At 63.1% G+C, this 23,920-nt stretch carries 20 protein-coding genes; 14 read left to right on the forward strand and 6 right to left on the reverse strand.

Features of this window, described 5'->3' with window-relative positions:
* The first annotated feature begins 893 nt into the window (after positions 1 to 893).
* The 5 genes from phnS (at position 894) to NCS02_RS15695 (ending at position 7,466) form a co-directional block, all read left to right on the forward strand.
* Entirely contained in the window at positions 894 to 1,967 is a 1,074-nt protein-coding gene (gene phnS, locus NCS02_RS15675; RefSeq protein ID WP_250435564.1) for a 2-aminoethylphosphonate ABC transporter substrate-binding protein, read from the forward strand.
* On the forward strand, positions 1,967 to 3,028 hold the full coding sequence (gene phnT, locus NCS02_RS15680; RefSeq protein WP_250502784.1) for a 2-aminoethylphosphonate ABC transport system ATP-binding subunit PhnT: 1,062 nt from the start codon (positions 1,967 to 1,969) through the stop codon (positions 3,026 to 3,028). Before phnS ends, phnT begins: the two co-directional genes overlap by 1 nt.
* On the forward strand, positions 3,006 to 3,947 hold the full coding sequence (locus NCS02_RS15685) for a 2-aminoethylphosphonate ABC transporter permease subunit (protein WP_175979136.1): 942 nt from the start codon (positions 3,006 to 3,008) through the stop codon (positions 3,945 to 3,947). The genes phnT and NCS02_RS15685 overlap by 23 nt, the downstream gene beginning before the upstream one ends.
* A 1-nt stretch (position 3,948) precedes the next feature.
* On the forward strand, positions 3,949 to 4,767 hold the full coding sequence (gene phnV / locus NCS02_RS15690; protein WP_175979137.1) for a 2-aminoethylphosphonate ABC transport system, membrane component PhnV: 819 nt from the start codon (positions 3,949 to 3,951) through the stop codon (positions 4,765 to 4,767).
* Positions 4,768 to 5,012: 245 nt separating this feature from the next.
* Positions 5,013 to 7,466, forward strand: a complete 2,454-nt coding sequence (locus NCS02_RS15695; RefSeq protein WP_008353789.1) for a glycogen/starch/alpha-glucan phosphorylase — start codon at positions 5,013 to 5,015, stop codon at positions 7,464 to 7,466.
* Between the two features lie 8 nt (positions 7,467 to 7,474).
* On the opposite strand, the gene NCS02_RS15700 is transcribed toward NCS02_RS15695, so the two are convergent.
* Positions 7,475 to 7,801, reverse strand: coding sequence for a hypothetical protein (locus tag NCS02_RS15700; RefSeq protein WP_250523226.1), 327 nt, complete (start codon positions 7,799 to 7,801; stop codon positions 7,475 to 7,477).
* 110 nt (positions 7,802 to 7,911) lie between these two features.
* A complete protein-coding gene (locus tag NCS02_RS15705) occupies positions 7,912 to 8,319 on the reverse strand; it encodes a DUF6232 family protein (RefSeq protein WP_008353787.1) in 408 nt (135 codons plus the stop codon).
* A 186-nt stretch (positions 8,320 to 8,505) separates the two neighbouring features.
* On the opposite strand from NCS02_RS15705, the gene NCS02_RS15710 reads away from it, so the two are divergent.
* The 4 genes from NCS02_RS15710 to NCS02_RS15725 all read left to right on the forward strand — a co-directional run bounded on the left by NCS02_RS15710 (position 8,506) and on the right by NCS02_RS15725 (position 13,460).
* Positions 8,506 to 8,799, forward strand: coding sequence for an ArsR/SmtB family transcription factor (locus NCS02_RS15710; protein WP_008353786.1), 294 nt, complete (start codon positions 8,506 to 8,508; stop codon positions 8,797 to 8,799).
* Between the two features lie 54 nt (positions 8,800 to 8,853).
* Entirely contained in the window at positions 8,854 to 9,915 is a 1,062-nt protein-coding gene (locus NCS02_RS15715) for an alkene reductase (RefSeq protein WP_008353785.1), read from the forward strand.
* Positions 9,916 to 10,072: 157 nt separating this feature from the next.
* Entirely contained in the window at positions 10,073 to 11,764 is a 1,692-nt protein-coding gene (aspT, locus tag NCS02_RS15720; RefSeq protein WP_008353783.1) for an aspartate-alanine antiporter, read from the forward strand.
* Between the two features lie 49 nt (positions 11,765 to 11,813).
* Positions 11,814 to 13,460, forward strand: coding sequence for a bifunctional aspartate transaminase/aspartate 4-decarboxylase (locus NCS02_RS15725; protein WP_008353781.1), 1,647 nt, complete (start codon positions 11,814 to 11,816; stop codon positions 13,458 to 13,460).
* 60 nt (positions 13,461 to 13,520) lie between these two features.
* On the opposite strand, the gene NCS02_RS15730 is transcribed toward NCS02_RS15725, so the two are convergent.
* Positions 13,521 to 14,717 carry a porin gene (locus tag NCS02_RS15730; RefSeq protein WP_250435571.1) on the reverse strand — a complete coding sequence of 399 codons (1,197 nt, stop codon included), beginning with the start codon at positions 14,715 to 14,717 and terminating at the stop codon, positions 13,521 to 13,523.
* 240 nt (positions 14,718 to 14,957) lie between these two features.
* Between NCS02_RS15730 and NCS02_RS15735 the strand changes: the two genes are divergently transcribed.
* Complete coding sequence (locus NCS02_RS15735; RefSeq protein WP_250502858.1) at positions 14,958 to 15,326, forward strand: nuclear transport factor 2 family protein; 369 nt, start codon at positions 14,958 to 14,960, stop codon at positions 15,324 to 15,326.
* Between the two features lie 15 nt (positions 15,327 to 15,341).
* Here NCS02_RS15735 and NCS02_RS15740 read toward each other — a convergent pair whose 3' ends face one another.
* Together NCS02_RS15740 and NCS02_RS15745 are read right to left on the reverse strand one after the other, a co-directional pair.
* Positions 15,342 to 16,457 carry a succinylglutamate desuccinylase/aspartoacylase family protein gene (locus NCS02_RS15740; RefSeq protein WP_175979142.1) on the reverse strand — a complete coding sequence of 372 codons (1,116 nt, stop codon included), beginning with the start codon at positions 16,455 to 16,457 and terminating at the stop codon, positions 15,342 to 15,344.
* Between the two features lie 199 nt (positions 16,458 to 16,656).
* Positions 16,657 to 17,451, reverse strand: coding sequence for an ABC transporter substrate-binding protein (locus NCS02_RS15745; protein WP_008353777.1), 795 nt, complete (start codon positions 17,449 to 17,451; stop codon positions 16,657 to 16,659).
* A gap of 374 nt (positions 17,452 to 17,825) precedes the next feature.
* Here NCS02_RS15745 and NCS02_RS15750 point away from each other — a divergent pair, with 374 nt between their 5' ends.
* Together NCS02_RS15750 and NCS02_RS15755 are read left to right on the forward strand one after the other, a co-directional pair.
* On the forward strand, positions 17,826 to 19,238 hold the full coding sequence (locus NCS02_RS15750; protein ID WP_250502859.1) for an MFS transporter: 1,413 nt from the start codon (positions 17,826 to 17,828) through the stop codon (positions 19,236 to 19,238).
* 86 nt (positions 19,239 to 19,324) lie between these two features.
* Positions 19,325 to 20,221 carry a ferritin-like domain-containing protein gene (locus tag NCS02_RS15755; protein WP_008353775.1) on the forward strand — a complete coding sequence of 299 codons (897 nt, stop codon included), beginning with the start codon at positions 19,325 to 19,327 and terminating at the stop codon, positions 20,219 to 20,221.
* Here the strand turns inward: NCS02_RS15755 and NCS02_RS15760 are convergent.
* On the reverse strand, positions 20,211 to 20,945 hold the full coding sequence (locus NCS02_RS15760) for a TetR/AcrR family transcriptional regulator (RefSeq protein ID WP_008353774.1): 735 nt from the start codon (positions 20,943 to 20,945) through the stop codon (positions 20,211 to 20,213). The genes NCS02_RS15755 and NCS02_RS15760 overlap by 11 nt on opposite strands.
* A 163-nt stretch (positions 20,946 to 21,108) precedes the next feature.
* Between NCS02_RS15760 and NCS02_RS15765 the strand changes: the two genes are divergently transcribed.
* Positions 21,109 to 22,290 (forward strand): isovaleryl-CoA dehydrogenase, encoded by a 1,182-nt coding sequence (locus NCS02_RS15765; RefSeq protein ID WP_250502860.1) that lies wholly within the window; start codon positions 21,109 to 21,111, stop codon positions 22,288 to 22,290.
* Positions 22,291 to 22,300: 10 nt separating this feature from the next.
* Positions 22,301 to 23,908 carry a carboxyl transferase domain-containing protein gene (locus NCS02_RS15770; protein ID WP_250502861.1) on the forward strand — a complete coding sequence of 536 codons (1,608 nt, stop codon included), beginning with the start codon at positions 22,301 to 22,303 and terminating at the stop codon, positions 23,906 to 23,908.
* The last annotated feature ends 12 nt before the right edge of the window (positions 23,909 to 23,920 follow it).

The following is a 23,920-nucleotide window of genomic DNA, read 5'->3' on the forward strand; positions in this document are numbered from 1 at the left end:
TGTTCGCTTTCGCTGGGTCTCGTTTTCGTGTCGGCTCCGGTTTTTCGCCGGATCCCGTTTTCTTAGTGGTCTATTAGCGTTGCCCCTGTGCGGGGCGGCACTTACTTTCTTTGCTGCTGCAAAGAAAGTAAGCAAAGAAAGCAGCTTCTGATACGCCCGCGGTCACACGCAATTTGGGTAGTCCTCTCGTCGATCGTGGGCTGCCTAAAGAGTGCCCTCAAACACCTAATCGGGCTTGGCTCGCGCACGGTCTGTGTCATCGCACCACACAACAAACGGGTTCAGCACCAAATAGCTCCGGCCCGCTTCGCGGCCGACCGGTCAAGCGGGGATGCATGTGCTTCTCTACTAACGTCTCCATCTCACGGCACTCGCCGCTCGCCGGTTTCCCTTGCGGACCCGGCGGCAGCGCGTAGCGCTGTGCCGAAGCTATTTCGTGCTGAACCAGCGCGCTTAACGTTTTCGGGCGGCAGACCGTGCGCGAGCCAAGCCCGACTGGGTGTTTGAGGGCACTCGTTAGGCGAGTGCCGCCTGTGACGAGAGAACTACCCAAATTGCGTGTGACCGCGGGCCGTGACGAGCTGCTTTCTTTGCTTACTTTCTTTGCAGCAGCAAAGAAAGTGAGTGCCGCCCCGCACAGGGGCAGTGCTAATAGACCGACACCATAACGGGATCCGGCAAAAAGCACAGAGCTAAAAGCAGAGAGCTAAAAGCAGAGAGCTAAAAGCAGAGAGCTAAAAGCAGAGAGCTAAAAACAAACCACAAGCCCCTTGGCGAAATATGCAAATACGTGGCAACCCGTGGCGCCTTCACGTCGATGTCACACATCTCTGCAATATTCCGGGTCGAAGGTCGCCCCCGACCTTCATCGATCCCCGACACGAGAGACCACCATGACCCGCGATTCCCGCTTCGCGCGCACTGTGCTGCCGGCGTTCGCCGCCGCGTTTGCTCTGCTTGCCGCGATGCCCGCTCACGCCGCCGACGCCGTCGTCCTCTACACCGCCGATGGCCTCGAGAATCTCTACAAGGACGTGCTTCCCGCATTCGAAAAGAAGGAAGGCGTGAAGGTCAACATCGTCACGGCGGGCAGCGGCGAAGTGGTGAACCGCGCGACCGTCGAAAAGGATTCGCCGAAAGCAGACGTCCTCGTCACGCTGCCGCCGTTCATCCAGCAAGCGCAACAAGGCGGCCTGCTGCAGCCGTATCAGAGCGTGAACTACAAGAACGTGCCCGCCATCGCGAAGGAAAAAGACGGCGCATGGGCCACCTTCGTGAACAACTATTTCTCGTTCGCGATCAATCCCGAAGTCACGAAAACCGCGCCCAAGACCTTCGCCGATCTCCTGCATCCGAACTACTCCGGCAAGATCGCATACTCGAATCCAGCCACGGCAGGCGACGGCATGGCCGTCATCATCCTGACGTCCGCGCTGATGGGCGAAGACCAGGCTTTCAATTACCTGAAGGATCTCGAACAACACGCGAAGTTCCATACGAAGGGCACGGGCTATCTCGACGTGCTGCTCTCGCGTAACGAGATCGCATTCGCGAACGGCGATCTGCAAATGGACCTCGACGATGCCGCGAACGGCGGTCTCTCCATCAAGCCGCTCTTCCTGTCGCACAAGGCAGGCGAAGCGCCGAGCACATTCCAGCTTCCGTATGCAATCGGCCTCATCAAGAGCGGACCGAATCAGGCGGCGGGCAAGAAGCTCATCGACTATCTGATGTCGTCGGATGTGCAGTCGAAAGTGCCCGATATCTACGGCATCCCCGGCCGCACCGACGTGCCGCTCGCCGGCAAGAACGGCGAAGCCGTCAAGCAGGCGATCTCCGGCGTGAAGCTCATTCCCGTCGACTGGAACGAAGTCATGCAGAAGAAGGCGGGCTGGACCGAGCGCTGGAAGACCGAAGTGATCGGCAACACCGGCAAGCAGACCGACGTCGTCAAGCCGAAGTCCTGATGCGCGCCGTCCCCAAGGAAGCGTTCGGCGTCGATCAAACGCCGGGCGTGCACATCGATCGTCTGACGGTGCGCTTCGGCACGCGTACCGTGCTCGACGATCTCTCGCTTCGGATCGAACGCGGCGAATTCCTCACCGTGCTCGGCCGAAGCGGATGCGGCAAGACCACGCTGCTGCGCTTCATCGCCGGCTTCGTGAAGGCCGATGCGCTCGCGGGCACGCTCGCCGTCGCGGGCCGCGATCTCACGCACGTGCCGCCGCATCAGCGCAATCTCGGGCTGCTGTTCCAAAGCTATGCGCTGTTCCCGCATTTCTCGGTGTTCGACAACGTCGCGTTCGGCTTGCGCGCACGCAAGCTGAAGACGGGCGAGATCGCGCGACGCGTCGCCGATGCGCTCAAGCTCGTGCAGCTTTCCGATGCCGGTCACGTCATGCCCGCGCAGCTTTCCGGCGGCATGCAGCAGCGCGTGGCGCTGGCGCGCGCGCTCGTCATCGAGCCGGACGTGCTGCTGCTCGACGAGCCGCTCTCGGCGCTCGATGCGAATCTGCGCGCTTCGGTGCGCAGCGAGCTGAAGGCGTTGCATGAGCGCTTGCCGAATCTGACGATCGTCTGCGTGACGCACGATCAGGACGATGCGCTCGTGCTCTCCGACCGCACGCTGCTGATGCGCGATGGCCGCATCGCGCAACTCGGTGCGCCGCGCGAGCTGTACGACGCGCCCAACGATGCGTTCGTCGCGCGCTATCTCGGTGCCGCGAATTTGCTGCCGCCGCGCGTGGTGTATCCCGTCGGCGATGCGCGGCACGACGAGCGCGAACGTCTCGCGTGCATTCGTCCCGAACGATTCGCGATCGCGCCGTTGGGAGAAGGCCATCTGCATGGCACGATCGCGTCCGTCGAATGGTATGGCGCGGCGCTTTCCATTTCCGTCGCGCTCGATGCGTTGCCCGGCGAGCCCGTGCTCGTGACGACGCAGCGCGGCCATTCGCGCATGCCGGACAAAGGCGCGCGCGTTTCCCTTCGCTTCGAGGCTGACGATGTCGTCCTTGTTCGTCCCTGACAGCGTCGCGCGCGACGAACGCGGCATCTGCGACGCCTATCTCTCCGCGCAATTCGCAGCGCACGCCAAAGAAGCGCAACGCCGCGAGCGCAAGGCGCAGTGGCATCTGCTCTTCATTCTCGTCGTCGTGCTCGGGCCGCTCGTGGTGTATCCGCTCGCGCGCCTCGTCATGTCGAGTGTGACCGGGCCGCACGGTTTCTCGCTGCACGCGTACAGCGCGTTCTTCAGCAACCCCGAAACGCGCGGGATGATCGGCACGACGCTCGGTATTCTCTTCGCGAGCGCGAGCATCGCTTCGTTGCTCGGCGTCGCGCTCGCATCGATGCTGTTCTTCAGGCCGTTCGCGCTCGCGCGCCTGCTCACGCGTTTTCTGGAATTGTTCGTCGCGTTTCCGTCGTTTCTGGTCGCGTTCACGCTGATCTTTCTATACGGCTCGCAAGGTTCGGTGAGCATCGGTCTGCAGCGGATCTTTTCGCTCGATGCGCCGCCGCTCGATTTCCTTTTCGGCATCGGCGGCGTGATTCTCGCGGAGGTCGTGTTCTATGCGCCGTTCGTCGTGCGTCCGACGCTCGCATCGTATGCGACGCTCGACATGCGGCTCGTCGAAGCCGCAAAGAGCCTCGGCGCCGATGGCTGGATGGTCGCGACGAAAGTCGTCTTGCCGCTCGCGTGGCCGGGCATCGCGGCAGGCACGATCCTCTGCTTTCTGCTGACGTTGAACGAGTTCGGCATTCTGCTCGTGCTCGGCAGCGCACATCTGATCACCTTGCCGATCGCGATCTACAGCGCCGCGACCGTCGACCTCGATCTGGCCACCGCGGCCGCGGGTTCGGTCGTGATGCTGTTGATGTCGCTATCGCTCTATGCGTTGTATCGACGCGTGAATCGGCAAACGAGTCGCCGTTCGGGAGAGCGCTGACATGCAACTCATCGCTGCTGCGTTCAGACCTCGCGCGCTCCTGCGTCATGCGTTCACGGGCCTCTTCGCGTTGCTGTGCTTCTGGCTCTTCGTGCTGCCGGTGATCGTCGTCGCGTTGTCGAGCGTCGCGTCGCACTGGTCCGGCACGATCCTGCCCGATGGTTTTTCCACGCGCTGGTTCGCGCGTCTTTCATCGAGCGATCTCGATGCGGTCGCGACGAGTCTCGAAGTCGGCCTGGGCGTCGCGTTTCTCGGCACCGCGCTGGGACTCTGGCTCGCGCTCGCGCTGGAAGGACGCGACCGGCGCGGTCTCGGCGCACTCGTCGATGCCGTCGCGATGATGGGCAGCGGCGTGCCGAGCGTCGTCCTCGGGCTCGCCGTGTTGATCGCGTATCACAAGCGTCCGCTCGATCTGTCGGGATCGGCCGCAATCGTCGTGCTCGTGCAACTCGCGCTCGTGTTGCCGTTCTGTTATCGATGCGCCGCCGCGGCGCTGCGCCCCGAGCTCACGACGCTGCGCGAAGCCGCCGCGAGTCTCGGCGCGCCGCCGCGCATGGTGCTCGCGCGCGTGGTATTGCCGCAACTCGTGCCCGCGATCCGCGCGAGCCTCGCGCTCGGTTTCGCGCTCTCGCTCGGCGAACTTGGCGCGACGCTCACCGTGTATCCGCCCGGATTCGCGACGGTGCCGATCGTCGTCGTCGGGCAGGTGAATCGCGGTTACTATCTGCCTGCGTCCGCGCTCTCGCTGATTCTGCTGGGCGTATCGCTCGCGGCGCTTCTGCTGATCGCCGCACGCGCGCCACGCCGCTCCATCGCATGACAAACATACGGAATCCGAACTAAATATCGATGCCATCATCTGTCCGCAAGCTCTTCGTTAGCAATTTGCGGGCCGCTCTCCGTTTCCGCCTTGTCATACCAAAAAAAATAAAACTGGCGTAACCTGCACGTTCAGGCACGTCCGCACCCGCCAGACCGGGGCAGGGCGCCAATTCGGTGCGTCCGGATTGAACTCCCGTCAGGCTTTCGCGGTCGTTGCATATGTTGCAAACACCGGAGGTTTCGATGACATCCGTCGATCTGGAATTCGACCAGCTCAACAGTACCGTCGATGCGCTCAGGCGCTCCATCTCGAACCGCCTGATGTACGGCGTCGGCAAGGATGCAGTCACCGCGCAGCCGCGGGACTGGCTTCACGCCGCTGAACTGGCCGTGCGGGATCGTCTCGTCGCGCGCTGGATGCGCACCACGCGGCTCCAATACGAACAGGACGTGAAACGCGTCTACTATCTGTCGATGGAATTTCTCATCGGCAGAACTTTCAGCAATGCGCTGCTCGCGCTAGGCATCTACGACGAAGTGCGCGATGCGCTCGCCGGCTTGGGCGTCGATCTCGCGGCGCTCGAGGAACTCGAGCCGGACGCCGCGCTCGGCAATGGCGGCCTCGGACGCCTTGCGGCCTGTTTCCTCGATTCGATGGCGACGGTCGGCGTGCCGGGCTTCGGCTATGGCATCCGTTACGAATACGGGATGTTCCGTCAGACGATCGTCGACGGCAATCAGGTCGAGATGCCCGATTACTGGCTGCGCGCGGGCAATCCGTGGGAGTTTCCGCGGCCCGAAGTCGTGTACACCGTGCATTTCGGCGGGCGCACGGTGCAACATGACGATCGCACCGACTGGATCGACACCGAGCACGTCAACGCGATGGCCTACGACACGGTCATTCCCGGCTTCGCGACAACGGCCACCAACACGCTGCGCCTGTGGTCCGCGCGCGCAACCGACGAGTTCGATCTCTCCGCGTTCAATCAGGGCGACTATCGGCGCGCGGTGGAGGCGAAGAACACATCGGAACATGTGTCGCGTCTCTTGTATCCCGACGACTCGACTCAGGCCGGACGCGAGTTGCGTCTGCGTCAGGAATACTTCTTCGTCTCCGCGACGATGCAGGATCTGATACGCCGCTATCAGCGCACGCATACGCACTTCGGTCGGCTCGCGGAAAAGGTCGCCGTGCATCTGAACGACACGCATCCGGTGCTCGCGATTCCGGAGCTGATGCGCCTGCTCGTCGATCGGCATCATCTGCCGTGGGACAAGGCGTGGAAGCTCGTGCAGCAGATGTTCTCCTACACGAATCACACGCTGATGCCCGAAGCGCTCGAAACATGGGACGTCGAGATGCTCGCACGCTTGCTGCCGCGGCATCTGGAGATCATCTTCGAGATCAACGCGCAGTTCCTGAAGCAAGTCACCGAGAAGTTCGGGCGCGATGTCGAACTGATTCGGCGCATCTCGCTCGTCGATGAATTCGGCCAGCGGCGCGTGCGCATGGCGCATCTCGCGATCGTCGCGAGTCACAAGGTGAACGGCGTATCGAAGCTGCACTCGCAACTGATGGTGCAGAACATCTTCTCCGACTTCGCGCGCATGTATCCGGAGCGCTTCACGAACGTGACGAACGGCATCACGCCGCGCCGATGGCTCGCGCAGGCGAGTCCGTCGCTGTCATCGCTGATCGACAAGCGGCTCGGGCCGCGCTGGCGCACCGATCTCTTCGAGCTTGGCAGGCTGCGCGAATGGCGTGACGATCCGGAGTTCTGCAAGGCCTTTCACGATGCGAAGTTCGCCAACAAGCTGCGGCTCGTGGAACGCGCGAAACGGGACGCCAACGCGATCATCAATCCGGAAGCGCTGTTCGATCTGCAGGTGAAGCGCATCCACGAATACAAGCGGCAATTGCTCAACATCCTGTATGTGATCGTGCGCTATAACCGCATCCGCGAAAATCCGGAGCAGGACTGGACGCCGCGCGTCGTGATGTTCGCGGGCAAGGCGGCGTCCGCGTACAAGATGGCGAAGAACATCATCAAGCTCATCAACGATGTGTCCCGCAAGATCAACACGGACCCGCTCATCGGCGATCGGCTGAAGGTCGGCTTTATTCCGAACTACGGCGTTTCCGTGGCCGAGCTCATCATTCCGGCGGCGGATCTGTCGGAGCAGATTTCGATGGCGGGCACCGAAGCATCGGGCACCGGCAACATGAAGCTTGCGTTGAACGGCGCACTGACAATCGGCACGCTCGATGGCGCGAACATCGAGATCTGCGATGCCGTGGGGCGCGAGAATATTTTCATCTTCGGCAACACGACCGACGAGATCGAATCGTTGCGCGCGGCGGGTTATCGGCCACGGCAGATTTACGAGGAAAACGCGGAGCTGAAAGTCGCGCTCGACCAGATTCGACTCGGGCACTTCTCGCCGGAAGAGCCGCACCGTTTCTACGACATCTTCCATACGCTCGTGGACTGGGGCGATCACTACATGGTGCTCGCCGATTTCGACAGCTTCGACAAGACGCAGACCGAAGTCGATCTCAAGTACCGCGACAAGGATGCGTGGACGCGGAGCGCGATCGAGAACGTCGCGGGCATGGGCATTTTTTCGTCGGACCGCACGATCGCGGAGTATGCGCGCGACATCTGGCACGTCGAGCCGTTGCAGATCACCTGACGACGCGTTCAGCGCCGTGTGATGCGCGTAATGCGCGTCACGCGGCCGAGCGTTGCGTTGGGAAAATGCGCGGTGAGCGTGCCGATGACATCGTCGATGTCATCGCGATCGGTCTCGACATGGAGCGTGGTGCAATCGCGGAGGCGGCTCGTCTCCACGATATAAGCCTGCGTGCCCGCGCCGAACGCATACGCGAGCATGTCGCGTGCGGCCGACGAATTTAGTCCCGGAACGGTGAGATCGAACGCGACGCAGTGGCGTGCTTCGCGGCGGCGCGGCGAGCCGCCGTTGACCACGCGCGAAAGAGCGATCGAGTCGAATGTGCGGATATCCATCGATGGAAGCCGTCCGGCGACGGCTCGTTGTGGCGATGCCCGCACTCTAGCGCCGCGCGCCTAAAGGCCGGGCTAAAGAAGCGCGCCGCCGTGTAAACGGCGCATCAAGATCAGGCTTGCGATGACTTCGCGCCTGCGCTCGCCGCATGTTTCGCGACCGCCTCGCCGACGAGCGCCGCGACCTTGTCCGCGAATTCCTGATCCTTCGTGATGAGCACTTCGCGCTCGCCGTCGGGCGTCGCGACCATCAACTGATAGATCACGTCCTGCGTGATCCAGGTGAGATAACCCACGACGACGATCATCACGCCGAGCACGAGCGCCGCGCCCGAGCCGGTGAAGATGCCCGCGCCGAGCACGATCAGCCCGATCAGCGCGATGATGATCGGCAAAGGCTTCTGGCGCGGGATCATCACGACGCGCGCCGCGCGCAGATCGCGCAGCGGAATCATCTGACCGGACGCCGAGAGTCCGGCGCGCGAAAGCGTCACGCCACGTTCATTGAAAGGAGTATCCATAAGGGTTGTGCAGTCTTCTTGCAGCCGATGAAACCGGGGAGCGTACCAGACGGCGCGGCGCGGCGGCATGTCGCACATCGACGCATTCGGCGGGGTTTGCATATCGTAAATTTACGATATATACTTCGCAGCAAGACGATTCGGAACAGGCTGCACGTTCCGTCCGTCAGACGCACGAGCAACGAAATGGACATCGACGCAATTCACAAGGCCCTCGCCAACCCCCTTCGCCGCGAGATTCTGGAATGGCTGAAGGAACCCGAGCTGCATTTCCCTGATCAGGAATTGCCGCACGTGCACGGCGTTTGCGCGGGTCAGATCGATGGGCGCTGCGGCATGTCGCAGTCCACCGTTTCGGCGCATCTCGCGACCTTGCACAAAGCCGGACTCGTCACCACGAAGCGCGTTGGACAGTGGGTGTTCTTCAAGCGCGACGAAGCGGTCATTCAAGCGTTTCGCGATTCCATCGGGAATCTCTGAGCTTGCTTGCCATTCGGTGAAAGTCTGCTTTCAATTTCATTAGGAATCCAATTCATGTCGACTCTTTTCGATCCGCTTAAAGTTGGCGCACTCACGTTGAAGAACCGCATCATCATGGCGCCGCTCACGCGTCAGCGCGCGGGCGTCGAACGCGTGCCGAACGCGTTGATGGCGCAGTACTACGCAGACCGCGCATCGGCGGGGCTGATTCTGAGCGAAGCGACGTCGGTGACGCCGCAAGGCGTCGGCTATGCCGACACGCCGGGCATCTGGTCCGACGAGCAAGTGGAAGGCTGGAAGCTCGTCACGAAGGCCGTGCACGAAGCGGGCGGCAAGATCTTCCTGCAACTGTGGCACGTCGGCCGCATTTCCGATCCGATCTTTTTGAATGGCGAACTGCCGGTCGCGCCGAGCGCGATCGCGGCGGGAGGACACGTGAGCCTCGTGCGTCCGCAGCGTCCGTACGTGACGCCGCGCGCGCTCGAACTGGATGAAATCGCCGGTGTCGTCGCGGCGTACCGCAAGGGCGCGGAAAACGCGAAGCGCGCGGGCTTCGACGGCGTCGAAGTGCACGGCGCGAACGGCTATCTGCTCGACCAGTTCCTGCAGGACAGCACGAACAAGCGTACCGACGCCTACGGCGGCCCGATCGAAAATCGTGCGCGCCTGCTGCTCGAAGTCGTCGATCAGGCTATCGAAGTTTGGGGCGCGGATCGCGTCGGCGTGCATCTTGCACCGCGCGCGGATTCGCACACGATGGGCGACAGCGATCGCGCCGCGACCTTCGGTTACGTCGCGCGTGAACTGGGCCGCCGCAAGATCGCGTTCATCGCGGCACGCGAGCATGAAGCCGCCGACAGCCTCGGGCCGCAATTGAAGAAGGCGTTCGGCGGCGTGTATATCGCCAACGAAGGCTTCACGAAGGCCAGCGCCGAAGCGATCATCGCCCGCGGCGACGCCGATGCCGTCGCGTGGGGCAAGCCCTTCATCGCGAATGCGGATCTGGTGCGCCGCTTCGAAGTCGATGCCGATCTCAACAACTGGGACACGTCGACGTTCTATGCGCCGGGCGCGAAGGGCTATACGGATTACCCGTTGCTCGAAACGGCGGAATAAGACGCGTCGAAGTTAGCGTCTCGATGAAAACAGCGGCTCCGGCCGCTGTTTTCATTGATGGTTTCAAAGCTGCACCAAATAGTGTATTGCTGGCGTTCGGATCATTCATTCCCTTCATCGCTGATGTGCGAGCGGCTCATACCGCAAAGGAGTGCCTATGTCCTGGCTTACGGCAACACTGCGCAGTTATCCTGAAATCGCCATCTTTCTGTCGCTCGGCGTCGGCTATTGGGTCGGCGGAAAAAGCTTTCGCGGCTTCAGCCTCGGCGCCGTGACGGCGACCTTGCTCGCGGCCATCGCCATCGGGCAACTAGGCATCACCATTTCGTCGAACGTCAAATCGGTCTTCTTTCTGATGTTCCTGTTCGCCGTCGGTTACGGCGTCGGTCCGCAGTTCGTGCGCGGCATCGCGAAAGACGGCTTGCCGCAGGCGATCTTCTCCGTCATCCAGTGCGTGCTGTGCCTCGCGGCGCCTTACGCGGCGGCGAAGATCGCGGGTTATGACGTCGGCTCGGCGGCGGGCCTGTTCGCGGGCTCGCAGACGATTTCCGCTTCGATGGGCCTTGCCACCGACGCCATCAACCGGCTCGGCCTGCCGCCGGATCAGGCGAAGGCGCTGCTCGACGCGATGCCGACCGCCTACGCCGTGACCTATATCTTCGGGACGATCGGCTCCGCGCTGATTCTCGCGATGCTCGGGCCGAAGCTGCTCAACATCGACCTCGTCGCGGCCTGCAAGGAATACGAGGCGACGCTCGGCGGCGGCGGCGATCTCGGCGGCGCGGGGCAGGCGTGGCACAAGTTCGAACTGCGCGCGTATCGCGTGGCCGAGCACGGGCGCGCGGCGGGCATGTCGGTCGCGCAGGCCGAAGCGCTGGAGCCGGAAGGCGCGCGGCTCTTCATCGAGCGGATACGGCGGGGCGGAACCATTCAGGAAGCGAAGATCGACGACGTGCTGCAACCGGGCGATGTCGTCGCGGTCTCCGGGCGGCGCGAGCTGCTCGTCGATCTGCTCGGCGGCGTCGCGACCGAAGTGGACGACGCCGAACTGCTCGCCGTGCCGATCGAAGGCGTCGATATCTACGTGACGAGCAAGGCCGTCGACGGCAAGACGCTGCAGGAGCTCGCGCATATGCCCGCGTCGCGCGGCGTGTTTCTGCGCAAGATCAAGCGCGGCGCGACCGAAACGCAGATACCGATTCTGCCGAGCACGAAGCTGCATCGGGGCGACACGATCACGCTCGTCGGCCGCACGCAGGACACGTCGGCGGCGGCGAAGGCGATCGGCGTGCTCGACCGTCCGACCGACGCCGCCGACATGGCGTTCGTCGGCCTCGCGATCACGCTCGGCGCGTTGATCGGCGCGCTCGTGCTGCATGTCGGCGCGATTCCGCTCACGCTGTCGACGGCGGGCGGCGCGCTCATCGCGGGCATCGTGTTCGGCTGGCTGCGCGCGATCCATCCGACGTTCGGCCGCATTCCGTCGCCGACGATCTGGTTCATGAACTCAGTCGGCCTGAACGTCTTTATCGCGGTCGTGGGGATTTCGGCGGGGCCGGGCTTCGTCGCGGGCTTGCAGAAGCTCGGCGTGAGTCTCTTTCTGTGGGGCATTTTTGCGTCGGCGGTGCCGCTCATCATCGGTATGTACATCGCGAAGTACGTGTTCAAGTTTCATCCCGCGATCCTGCTCGGCATCTGCGCCGGCGCGCGCACGACCACCGCCGCGCTCGGCATGATCTGCGACGCCGCGAAGAGCCAGGTGCCGGGCCTCGGCTACACGGTGACGTACGCGGTCGGCAATACGCTGCTCACGATCTGGGGCATGGTCATCGTGATGCTGCTGACGTGACGCGGTCTTCCTGCCGCATTGTTTCCATCATCAATTCTGGAGGTGTTGGATGGCAAAGTCCGATAAATCGGGTTCCAACGACCGCGCCGGCATGGCGGCGCTCAGCCCGTTCGAGCTGAAGGACGAGCTCATCAAGGCGGCGGGCGGCGGGGCGGTCGAGCGTCCGGCCAATCTCGCGATGCTCAATGCGGGGCGCGGCAATCCGAACTTTCTCGCGACGATACCGCGTCATGGTTTCTGGCAACTCGGCCTCTTCGCGATGCGCGAGTCCGAGCGCTCGTTCGCGTACATGCCGGAAGGCGTCGGCGGTTTTCCGAAGCGCGAAGGGCTCGAAGAGCGCTTCGAGATTTTCGCGCGCGAGAACAAGGGCGTGCCGGGCATCGCGTTTCTTGCGGGCGCGGTGTCGTACGTGCGCGATCAGCTCGGCCTGAACGCGGGCGACTTTCTCTATGAGATGTGCGAAGGCATCCTCGGATCGAACTATCCCGTGCCGGACCGCATGCTGAAGCTGTCGGAGCAGATCGTCGCGCAATATCTGAGGCGCGAGATGATCGGCAAGCATCCGTTCGTCGGCGAATTCGATGTCTTCGCGGTCGAAGGCGGCACCGCCGCGATGACCTACATCTTCAACACGATGCGCGAGAACTTCCTGATCGCGCCCGGCGACACGATCGCGCTCGGCACCCCGATCTTCACGCCGTACATCGAGATTCCGCGCCTGAACGATTACAAGCTGAAGGTCGTCAATCTGGAGGCGGACGTCGCCCGCGGCTGGCAATACTCGAAGGCCGAGCTCGACAAGCTGCGCGATCCGAAAGTGAAGGCGTTTTTCCTCGTGAATCCGAGCAATCCGCCATCGGTGAAGATGGACGACGAAAGCCTCGAATACATCGCGGAGATCGTGAAGGAGCGGCCCGATCTGATCCTTCTGACCGACGACGTCTACGGCACCTTCGCCGACGATTTCGTGTCGCTCTTCGCGTTGTGCCCGAAGAACACGATCCTCGTTTATTCGTATTCCAAGTATTTCGGCGCGACCGGCTGGCGTCTCGGCGCGATCGCGACGCATCGCGACAACGTGCTCGACAAGCAGCTCGCCGCGCTGCCGAAGGACAAACGGGCGGAGCTTCACGAACGCTACGAATCGATCACGACGGAGCCCGACAAGCTCAAGTTCATCGACCGGCTGGTTGCGGACAGCCGTACCGTCGCGCTGAATCACACGGCGGGATTGTCGACGCCGCAGCAGGTGCAGATGGTGCTGTTCTCGCTCTTCTCGCTGATGGACACGCCCGACGCGTACAAGAACGCGTTGAAGCGCCTGATCCGCAGCCGCAAGCAGGCGCTGTATCGCGAGATCGGCATCGCGCTCGAAGAAGAGGACAAGAACGAGGTCGATTACTACACGATCCTCGATATCGAATATCTCGGCGAGCGCAGGCACGGCCGCGAACTGGTCGACTGGGTCATCAAGAACACGGAGCCTTCGGAGATGCTCTTCAGGCTCGCGAAAGAAGCGCGTGTCGTGCTGCTGCCGGGGCGCGGCTTCGGCACGCAGCATCCGTCGGGGCGCGTGTCGCTCGCGAATCTGAACGAGAGCGACTACATGCAGATCGGCCGCGCGATCCGCAAGCTGATGGACGAGTACATCGAGCGCTATAACAAGGCCGTCGGCAAGAAGTCCGACAAGAGGTAAACAAATCGGGCCGCCCGATACGTCTGGCGGCCCGATCTCATGTCAACTCAGCAAGCAAGCTCAGAACTTGTGGCGGATGCCGATGCGGAACGCAAGCTGATCGTCTTCGCCCAGACCCGACGTGCCGAAGTAGCTCGACGACGACGAACCGATCGACGCCTGATTCTCGACGCCGCGGTTCGAACCCGAAGCCTTCTGATAGATGCCGAGCACGTACACATCGGTGCGCTTGGAAAGCGCGTAGTCGACGCTCGCGTCGACCTGGTTCCAGTGGCCGCTCGAGTTGCCCGTCATGTTCAGGTACGAGTAGCCGAGGCCGGCCGACAGCGCCGACGTGAAGCTGTACTTGCCGCCGATATCGAACGCGTTGAGCTTGGAGCTCGCGCCGTTGATCGGCTCGAACAGCGTGTTGGTCCACAGGCCGAACACGGTCGCCGCGCCGAACGCGTAGTTCGCGCCGACGCCGAACGTGCGCAGATCCTTGCCGGCGTTCGCGGTGCCCATCGTCTGGATGTTCGCGACGGCCGTGCTGAACGCGGGCGTCGATGCCGCCGGATAGCGGATGTCGGTGTACGCCGCGCCGATGCCGAACGGACCCGCCTTGTAGTTCAGGCCGAAGCTGTACGCGCGCGACGAACCCGCCGTCGTGGTCGTGCCGACGGTCGTGTTGGGCGTGCCCGCGAACGCGCCTGCCTGGTTCGAGAAGCCGTACATCGCGCCGAACGTCACGCCGTAGAAGCTCGCGCTGCTGAACTTGACCGCGTTGTTGATGCGGCTCGACGTCAGCTGGTCGACGTCGTTCATGTGATACGCGTAGTTGCCCGCGAGCGTCTGGCCGCCGATCGAATAGTTGCTGCCGAGGTAATCGGTCGAGAACGAATATTGACGGCCGAAGGTCAGCGAGCCGACGTCGTTCTTCGCGAGACCGACGTATGCCTGACGGCCGAACAGCGCGCCGCCCTGGCCGAGCGTGCCGGTGCCGCTATTGAAGCCGTTCTCCAACGTGAAGATCGCCTTCAGGCCGCCACCCAGGTCTTCCGAACCCTTCAGGCCCCAACGGCTGCCTTGCGCGACGCCGTCGTCGTACTTGAAGAGCTTATCGCCCGCGCGCGTCGCGGTTTGCGTGCTGTTGTTCACGTAGCTGATGCCGGCGTCGATGATGCCGTAGAGCGTTACGCTGCTTTGCGCTTGCGCGGACGTGGCGGCGAGGGCGGCAAAGGTGGCGAGCGCGGCGGTCGCCAAGAGATTCTTCTTCAAAACAAGCTCCGTATGATGGTTCGCGGTGTGGTTGTTGACGGTGTCTGCAGTGCGTCGCGCTCTGATGGCGCGTGGCGTTCGACGGGCGCAAATGTAGCGGGCGCTAAAGAAAGAAATGTGACAGTGCTTTCAGCCGCCTTGCGGTGTGTCGCGTGTGCAACAGGGATGGCGAAATATCGGCGCTTGTGTATTCGGCGCGTCCGATGCGATGCTCTCGGTTCCGTCACCGCGAGCGAAAACATGGACGAGCAAGGAATCCGCGAACTGGAGGAGCGCCTGAAGAAGGCGATGCTGGCATCGGACGTGGACGCACTCGATGCGCTATTGGCCGACGACCTCAGTTTCGTCGATGCGACCGGCAAGGTCTGGACGAAGTCCGACGATCTCAACGGACATCGTTACGGCATGCAGCGCATCGAGAAACTGGACGTCGAGGATCAGAGCGTGCGCGTGTACGGCGCGTTTGCCGTGACGGTCACGCGCGTGACGCTTTCGGGAACGTTCGCGGGCGCGCCGTTCGCGGGCAGCTTGCGCTACACGCGAACGTGGGGCGACATTGGCGGCGCGTGGAAGATCGTCGCGGCGCAATGCTGTCTCGCGCCGTTCTGATCCGCCGCGAAACGCTTACGCCGACAGCAGCGAGCCCGTGCGATAGGCCTTCGCGCCCGCAATGCGCGCCACTTCCAGCCCGGCCGTCGCGAAGCGCGTGATATGCCGTGCGTACATCACGCCGGAGGTCGTGCACTTGAGCGTGGTGACGACATCGGTGAGCGGATCGACGATATCGGCGATCGGCTCGCCCGCTTCGATGAACGCGCCCACTTGCGCGCGAAACACGAGCACGCCCGACGCCGGCGCGACGATCGGCTCCGCGCCCGCGAGCGGCGTCGCCGGATACGCGAGCGGCGGCTGCTCGGGCACGGGCGCGTCGATCACGCCGCGGTGGATCAGATAGTTGACGATGGCCTGCGCGTCTTTATCCGCGAGTTCGTAGGACACGTCGTGCTGGCTGCGCAGTTCGACCGTCACCGAAATGCCGCCATTCGGAATCGGGAAGCGCTCGCCGTAACGCTGGCGCAAATCCGACCAGCAGAAGCTGTGGATTTCGTCGAACGGATTGCCGACCGAATTCAGCGCGAGCAGCGACGCCCTTGCATCGAGATAGCGCGCGAGCGGCTCGACTTCGTCCCAGATGTCCGGATTGGTGTAGAGATGCAGCGCGGCGTCGAGATCGCAGTGCAGATCGAGCACGACATCGGCGTCGAAGGAAAGCTTTTGCAGCGCGAGGCGTTGCGATTCGAGCTCGGTGTGCGGCGTCTGCTCGTCGAGCGCTTCTTTCATCGCGGCGCGCACGGCGAGCTTGTTCGCGCCGGCGTCCTTGCCGAGGCGCGCTTCGATGCGCGGCGCGATCAGCGCGGCGAGATCGTGGAAATTGCGGTTGAAGTTGTGACCGCTGTTGGTCTCGAAGCGGCCCATCAGCGTGCCGTGCAGATGTTGCGACAGGCCGATCGGATTCGGCACCGGCACGATGACGACTTCGCCGCGCAGCTTGCCCGCCGCTTCGAATTCGGCGAGCTGGCGGCGCAGACGCCATGCGACGAGCATGCCGGGCAGTTCGTCCGCGTGCAGCGACGACTGGACGTAGATTTTCTGGCCGCCGCCGGGGCCGTAGTGAAAACTCGTGATGTTGCGGGAAGTGCCGAGCGTCGGCGAGATCAGGGAATGAGTTCTGGTTTGCATGTTGGTCGCGCGCAGGCGAGTGCGCGGTCTTGCCTCGGAAAAGTGCTCCGCGCCGCGGCGTCTCCTTCCGTCGGCGCTGTCTCGAACGTTCGATCTTAGCGGAAATCGGCCGCCAAAACCGCTGTCCGAAAAGCAAACGGGCTCCGCGCCCTTGAGCGCGGAGCCCGTTCGTCAGCCGGTGTGGCTTGTGGCGAGCGGCTTAGCTGCCGTACACGTCGAAGTCGAAGTACTTCTTTTCGAGCTTCTTGTAGGTGCCGTCCTTGATGATGTCGGCGATAGCCTTGTCGATCTTCGCCTTCAGATCGGTGTCTTCCTTGCGCAGACCGATGCCCGCGCCGTTGCCGAGCGTCTTCGGATCGTCGATGTTTTGACCGGCGAAGTCGTAGCCCGCGCCGCGCGGCGTCTTCAGGAAGCCGATTTCAGCCTGCACCGCGTCTTGCAGCGCGGCGTCCAGGCGGCCCGAGATCAGATCGGCATAGACCTGGTCCTGGTTCTGGTACGGCGTGACCGTCACGCCCTTCGGCGCCCAGTAGGTCTTGGCGTAGGTTTCCTGGATCGTGCCCTGTTCGACGCCCACGTTCTTGCCCTTCAGGCTTTCGGCCGTCGGCAGGATGTTGCTGCCCTTTTTCGCGACGAGGCGCGTCGGCGTGTTGAAGAGCTTGCTCGAGAAGGCGATCTGCTCGGCGCGTTGCGGCGTCATCGACATCGAGGAAAGCACGCCGTCGAACTTCTTCGCCTTGAGCGCGGGAATCATGCCGTCGAAGTCGTTTTCCACCCACACGCACTTTGCCTTCAGGCGCGCGCAGATCTCATTGCCGAGATCGATGTCGAAACCGACCAGCTTGCCGTCGGAACCCTTCGACTCGAACGGGGGATAGCTTGCGTCGACGCCGAAACGGATCGTCGAATAGTCCTTCGCAAGCGCCGGCGTGACGGCGGTGAGCGACGTGGCGGCGAGAAGGGACATCGTCAGTGCCGCGAGCAGTTTCTTCACTGTTTTAACTCCAGAAGGTGGTCAGTTCAGCCCGGAAGGTCTCGTACCGGACGTCCGGCGCGTCGTTGGGCGCCAGAGCATGATATTCCGCGGATCGTGTCCGTTCAGAATCGGCAGAAGGTTACCAAGCCAAAATAGTTCGGGAGCTAGTAAAAGCCCGGATAGCGGGGCTTTAGAGCTTTTCTTCGTATCGGGGGCTGAGCGGATGGTTCTTCCGGAACCCCGGCAGTCCGATGGCGATCGGTGTGACGCACGAGGCGACGGGATTCAGCTTCCAGCTCATGTTACCCACCCGGTTAAAATTCGTCCCTCGTCCGACCGCGCCGCGCCAGCGATGCCGCGCGGCGCACCCCGCCTCATGAGGAGACACCCCGATGGCCACACCCCGCAGCGCACACGCAGAGGCGCTTCCCGTCACCGCCGGCAGCATTTCCGCCCGGCTCGATCGCCTGCCCGCCACGCGCTCCGTCTGGACGCTCATCGTCCTTTTGAGCCTCGGTTTCTTCTTCGAGCTCTACGATCTGCTGTATTCCGGATACGTCGCACCGGGTCTCGTCAAAAGCGGCATTCTCACGCCGACGACCAGCGGACTTTTCGGCATGACGGGCGTCGCGAGCTTTATCGCGTCGCTGTTCACGGGACTTTTCATCGGCACGATCGCCTGCGGATTTCTCGCCGACCGCTTCGGACGGCGCGCGATCTTCACGTATTCGCTGCTCTGGTACACCGGCGCCAACCTCGTCATGGCGTTCCAGGACACGGCGACCGGCCTGAACATCTGGCGCTTCGTCGCGGGCGCGGGCATCGGGGTGGAACTGGTGACGATCGGCACGTATATCTCCGAACTCGCGCCGAAACACATCCGCGGGCGCGCGTTCGCGTGCGAGCAGGCGGTCGGTTTCATGGCGGTGCCGGTGGTCGCGTTTCTCGCCTATCTGCTCGTGCCGCGCGCGCCCTTCGGCATCGACGGCTGGCGCTGGGTCGTCATCATCGGCGCGCACGGGGCGCTCTTCGTCTGGTGGATTCGCCGCACGCTGCCCGAAAGCCCGCGCTGGCTCGCGCAGAAAGGACGCCTCGACGAAGCCGATCGCGTGATGCGCGCGCTCGAAGAGAAAGTCGCGCGCGAATACGGCAAGCCGCTGCCGCCGCCCGAACCCGCCGTCGAGACAGCGGAGCGGCGCGGCGCGTTCGCCGACATGTGGAAGCCGCCCTACGGCAAGCGCGCCGCGATGATGATCATCTTCAACATATTCCAGACGGTCGGTTTTTACGGCTTCGCCAACTGGGTGCCGACGCTGCTGGTCAAGCAGGGCATCACGGTGACGTCGAGCCTGATGTATTCGAGCATCATTGCGATCGCCGCGCCGGTCGGACCGATCATCGGGCTCGCCATTGCCGACAGGATCGAGCGCAATACCGCGATCGTCGCGATGGCCGCGCTCAACATCGTCTGCGGGCTGGCCTTCAGCCAGTCGGGCAACCCGGCGTTTCTGATCGCGATGGGCGTCGGCCTCACGCTCTCCGCGAACATCATGTCGTACAGCTATCACGCGTATCAGACCGAACTCTTTCCGACGAGCATCCGCGCGCGCGCCGTCGGTTTCGTGTATTCGTGGAGCCGTTTCTCCGCGATTTTCACGTCGTTCATCATCGCGGGCGTGCTGAAGGGTTTCGGGACGACGGGCGTGTTCGTGTTCATCGCGTCGGCGATGCTGATCGTGATGGCCGCGATCGGTTTCATGGGCCCGCGAACGCGCGATCTCGCGCTGGAGAAAATCTCGCGATAGGCGAAAATGCGCGCATGATGCTGCGAGTCAGCGCCCTGTATGCCAAAATCCGCAGGACCTACCCATTCGGCGGCCAATATTCGAATATGTCCGACACGCTCAACCCGGTGGAAGCAGATCATGCGATGCGCAACTGGACGTACCGGTCGACGGGGAAGATTCCGATCGGTTCGGACCTGCACAAGCGCATGTTCTGCGAGATGTTGCTGACGACGCACAATCCGTACAAGCCGGCCGTCATCGACTGGCCGAAGCTCGATCCCGCGGCGTTGAAGCGCGTGACGTCGCTGCCGATCTGGGATATCGCGGTGCAGACGGAAGGGCGCGCGTCGATCCGCGTCGCGACCTACGCGGGCACCGTCGGCGATCCGCAATTGCGCGAAGCCTTGCGCATGAACGGCGGCGAGGAAGCGCGGCACAAGCTGGTGCTGTCGAAGCTCGTCGAGGCATATGGCATCGAGCTCGCGCCCGAACCGCCGTATCCCGCTCCCGACGATGCATTGCGCGCGTGGATGCTCACGGGTTACAGCGAGTGCATCGACAGTTTTTTCGCGTTCGGCCTATTCGAGGCGGCGCGACAATCGGGTTACTTTCCCGAGGAACTCGTCGAAACCTTCGAGCCGGTGATTCAGGAAGAGGCGCGGCACATCCTGTTTTTCGCGAACTGGGTCGCGTGGTATCGGCGGAGTCTGCCTTGGTATCGCAAGCCGTGGTTCCTGATCAAGACCGCGAGCGTGTGGATTTCGCTGATTCGCGACCGCATCTCGCTCGCGCGCGGCTTCGACAAGAGCGGCGCGGCGCAGGATGCGAACTTTCCGGCGAATGTCGGCGATTCGGTCGCGGGCGATGTATCGGTTCGCTCGCTGATCGAACTGTGTCTCGCCGAAAATGATCGCCGCATGGGCGGTTACGACGCGCGCCTGCTGCGGCCGACGACCGTGCCGAAACTCGCGCGGCTCGCGCTGCGCTTCGTCAAGAAGTAGGTTTCTCGCGCGCGGCGCTCGCTTCGAAGCGCCGCGACGCTTCCTCGACGTCCTGCCGGAACTGCGCGAGCGCCGCCAGTTGCGCGTTCGGCGGCTGCAGCGCCGCCCACAATACTTCCACCAATTCGTTCGCCGTCGTCTCGATCTGAGTCTGACTCAGGCGGCGCTTCGCGAGCGTCGCGTCCCACAGGACGTGCTCCATCGGCCCGAAAACGAGCGAGCGCAACAGACGCAACGGCATGTCGGCGCGCACGTGGCCGAGCGCCTGGCCGCGCGCGAGCACGTCCATCAGCGGCGCGGTGTAGCGGCGCTGCAGTTCGGTCAGCGTGTCGGAGAGATCGTGCTGCTTCGTGCGGCCTTCGGACAGCACGAGCGCGCACAACCCGGTGCCGTTCATCAGCATCAGCCGCATGTGCGTTCTGACGATGAACGCGAACTGCTGCCGCACGGAGCCGTCGCGCGGGAGGCCGCTCTCGAACGCATCGATGATTTCGTCGTACCAATCCGCGATGACGCGCGCGCACAACTCGCGCTTGCCGCTGAAATAGCTGAACACCGTCGCTTCCGAAATGCCCGCGCGCTGCGCGATCTCGGCGCTCGTCGCGGCGTCGTAGCCTTTCTCGGCGAAGACGTCGCGCCCCGCCTGCAGGATGTCCTTCACGCGCTGCTGCGATTTGACGCCGGCGGGCGCGCGGCGGCCGGTGGCGGTGGTTTGCGTCGACATTGGCGGGAAACGTGGGGAAATAAATGTGAGCGTAGCTCAAAAATCTATTGACGGCTAGGCGATTTGAGCGTGAAATTGCCCCATTCCGTGGTTTGTGGTCCTGTGTGAGTGAGGCTCATATTTCAGGACGCACCGAAAACATCGCATCTGGAGGAGACGACCCATGAGCAACGTACCCGGCCTGAATTTCGCGTTGGGCGAAGACATCGACATGTTGCGCGACTCGCTCGCCAATTTCGCAGCGAAGGAAATCGCACCGCGCGCGGGCGAGATCGATCACAGCGATCAGTTCCCGATGGACCTCTGGAAGAAATTCGGCGATCTCGGCGTGCTCGGCATGACGGTCTCCGAGGAATACGGCGGCGCGAACATGGGCTATACGGCGCACATGGTCGCGATGGAAGAGATTTCGCGGGCGTCGGCGTCGGTCGGGTTGTCGTACGGCGCGCATTCGAATCTGTGCGTGAACCAGATTCATCGCAATGGCACCGAGGCGCAAAAGCGCAAGTATCTGCCGAAGCTCGTGTCCGGCGAGCATATCGGCGCACTTGCGATGAGCGAGCCGAACGCCGGTTCCGACGTCGTCAGCATGAAGCTGCGCGCCGAGGAAAAGGGCGATCACTACGTGCTCAACGGCACCAAGATGTGGATCACCAACGGGCCGGATTGCGACACGCTCGTCGTGTACGCGAAGACGGACATCGAAGCCGGTCCGCGCGGCATCACGGCGTTCATCGTCGAGAAGGGCATGAAAGGCTTTTCGGTTGCGCAGAAGCTCGACAAGCTCGGCATGCGCGGCTCGCATACCGGCGAACTCGTGTTCGAGAACGTCGAAGTGCCGAAGGAGAACATTCTCGGTCAACTGAACGGCGGCACGAAAGTGCTGATGAGCGGCCTCGACTACGAGCGCGCGGTGCTCGCGGGCGGGCCGACCGGCATCATGCTCGCGTGCATGGACGCGGTCGTGCCGTATATCCACGATCGCAAGCAGTTCGGTCAGGCGATCGGCGAATTCCAGCTCATTCAGGGGAAGGTCGCGGACATGTACTCGACGCTGCAAGCGTGCCGCGCGTATCTTTACGCCGTCGGCCGTCAGCTCGATACGCTCGGCTCGGACCATGTGCGGCAAGTGCGCAAGGACTGCGCGGGCGTCATTCTCTACACCGCCGAAAAAGCGACGTGGATGGCGGGCGAAGCGATTCAGGTGCTCGGGGGCAACGGCTACATCAACGAATATTCGGTCGGCCGTCTGTGGCGCGATGCGAAGCTCTATGAAATCGGCGCGGGCACGAGCGAAATCCGCCGCATGCTGATCGGCCGCGAACTGTTCGCCGAGACGGCTTGAGGCGCGCGTCATGACGATCATCGAATCGAAACTGAATCCGCGCGGCGAGGAATTCCGCGCGAACGCGGCGGCGCTCGAAGCGCTCGTCGCGGACCTCAAAGAGAAGATCGCCAAGATCGCGGAAGGCGGCGGCGCGGCCGCGCGCGACAAGCACGTATCGCGCAACAAGCTGCTGCCGCGCGATCGCATCGCGCAACTGCTCGATCCGGGCACGCCGTTTCTCGAACTGTCGCAGCTCGCGGCGTACGGTATGTACAACGATGACGCGCCCGGCGCGGGCATCATCACCGGCATCGGGCGCATTGCGGGGCAGGAGTGCGTCGTCGTGTGCAACGACGCGACGGTCAAGGGCGGCACGTACTATCCCGTCACCGTGAAGAAGCATTTGCGCGCGCAGGAAATAGCGGAGCAGAACCGCCTGCCGTGCGTGTATCTCGTCGATTCGGGCGGCGCGAATCTGCCGAATCAGGACGACGTGTTTCCCGATCGCGATCACTTCGGCCGCATCTTCTACAACCAGGCGAACATGTCGGCGCAAGGCATCGCGCAGATCGCCGTGGTGATGGGCTCGTGCACGGCGGGCGGCGCGTACGTGCCCGCGATGAGCGATGAATCGATCATCGTCAAGAATCAAGGCACGATCTTTCTCGGCGGTCCGCCGTTGGTGAAAGCCGCGACGGGCGAAGAAGTCAGCGCCGAAGATCTCGGCGGCGGCGATGTCCATACGCGTCTGTCCGGCGTCGCCGATCATCTCGCGCAGAACGACGCGCATGCGCTCGGCATCGCGCGCAGCATCGTCGGCAATCTGAATCGCGTGAAGACGCCGACGCTCGCATTGAAAGAACCGCTGCCGCCGCGCTATGACCCGCAAAGCGTCTACGGCGTGATTCCCGTCGATACGCGCAAGCCTTTCGACGTGCGTGAAGTGATCGCGCGCATCGTCGACGATTCCGCTTTCGACGAATTCAAGGCGCGCTACGGCACGACGCTCGTCTGCGGTTTCGCGCATATCTGGGGGCATCCGGTCGGCATCGTCGCGAACAATGGCATTCTCTTCAGCGAATCCGCCTTGAAGGGCGCGCATTTCATCGAACTGTGCGCGCAACGCAAGATTCCGCTCGTGTTCCTGCAGAACATCACGGGCTTCATGGTCGGCCGCAAGTACGAGAACGAAGGCATCGCGCGCAACGGCGCCAAGATGGTGACGGCGGTCGCGACCGCCAAGGTGCCGAAGTTCACGGTGATCATCGGCGGCTCGTTCGGCGCGGGCAATTACGGCATGTGCGGCCGCGCGTATTCGCCGCGCTTTCTGTGGATGTGGCCGAACGCGCGCATCTCGGTGATGGGCGGCGAGCAGGCCGCGTCCGTGCTCGCGACGGTGCGGCGCGACGGCATCGAGAAGAAGGGCGGCACGTGGTCGAAGGAGGACGAGGAAGCGTTCAAGGCGCCGATCCGCGATCAATACGAAGTGCAAGGGCATCCGTATTACGCGAGCGCGCGTCTGTGGGACGACGGCGTGATCGATCCCGCGCAGACCCGCGACGTTCTGGGCCTCGGATTGGCCGCGACGATGAACGCACCTATCGAAGAAACACGCTTCGGCGTGTTCCGCATGTGACCTCGGGATGTA

This window comes from Caballeronia sp. NCF2, assembly GCF_023631205.1.
In the GTDB taxonomy this organism is placed as follows: Bacteria; Pseudomonadota; Gammaproteobacteria; order Burkholderiales; family Burkholderiaceae; genus Caballeronia; species Caballeronia zhejiangensis.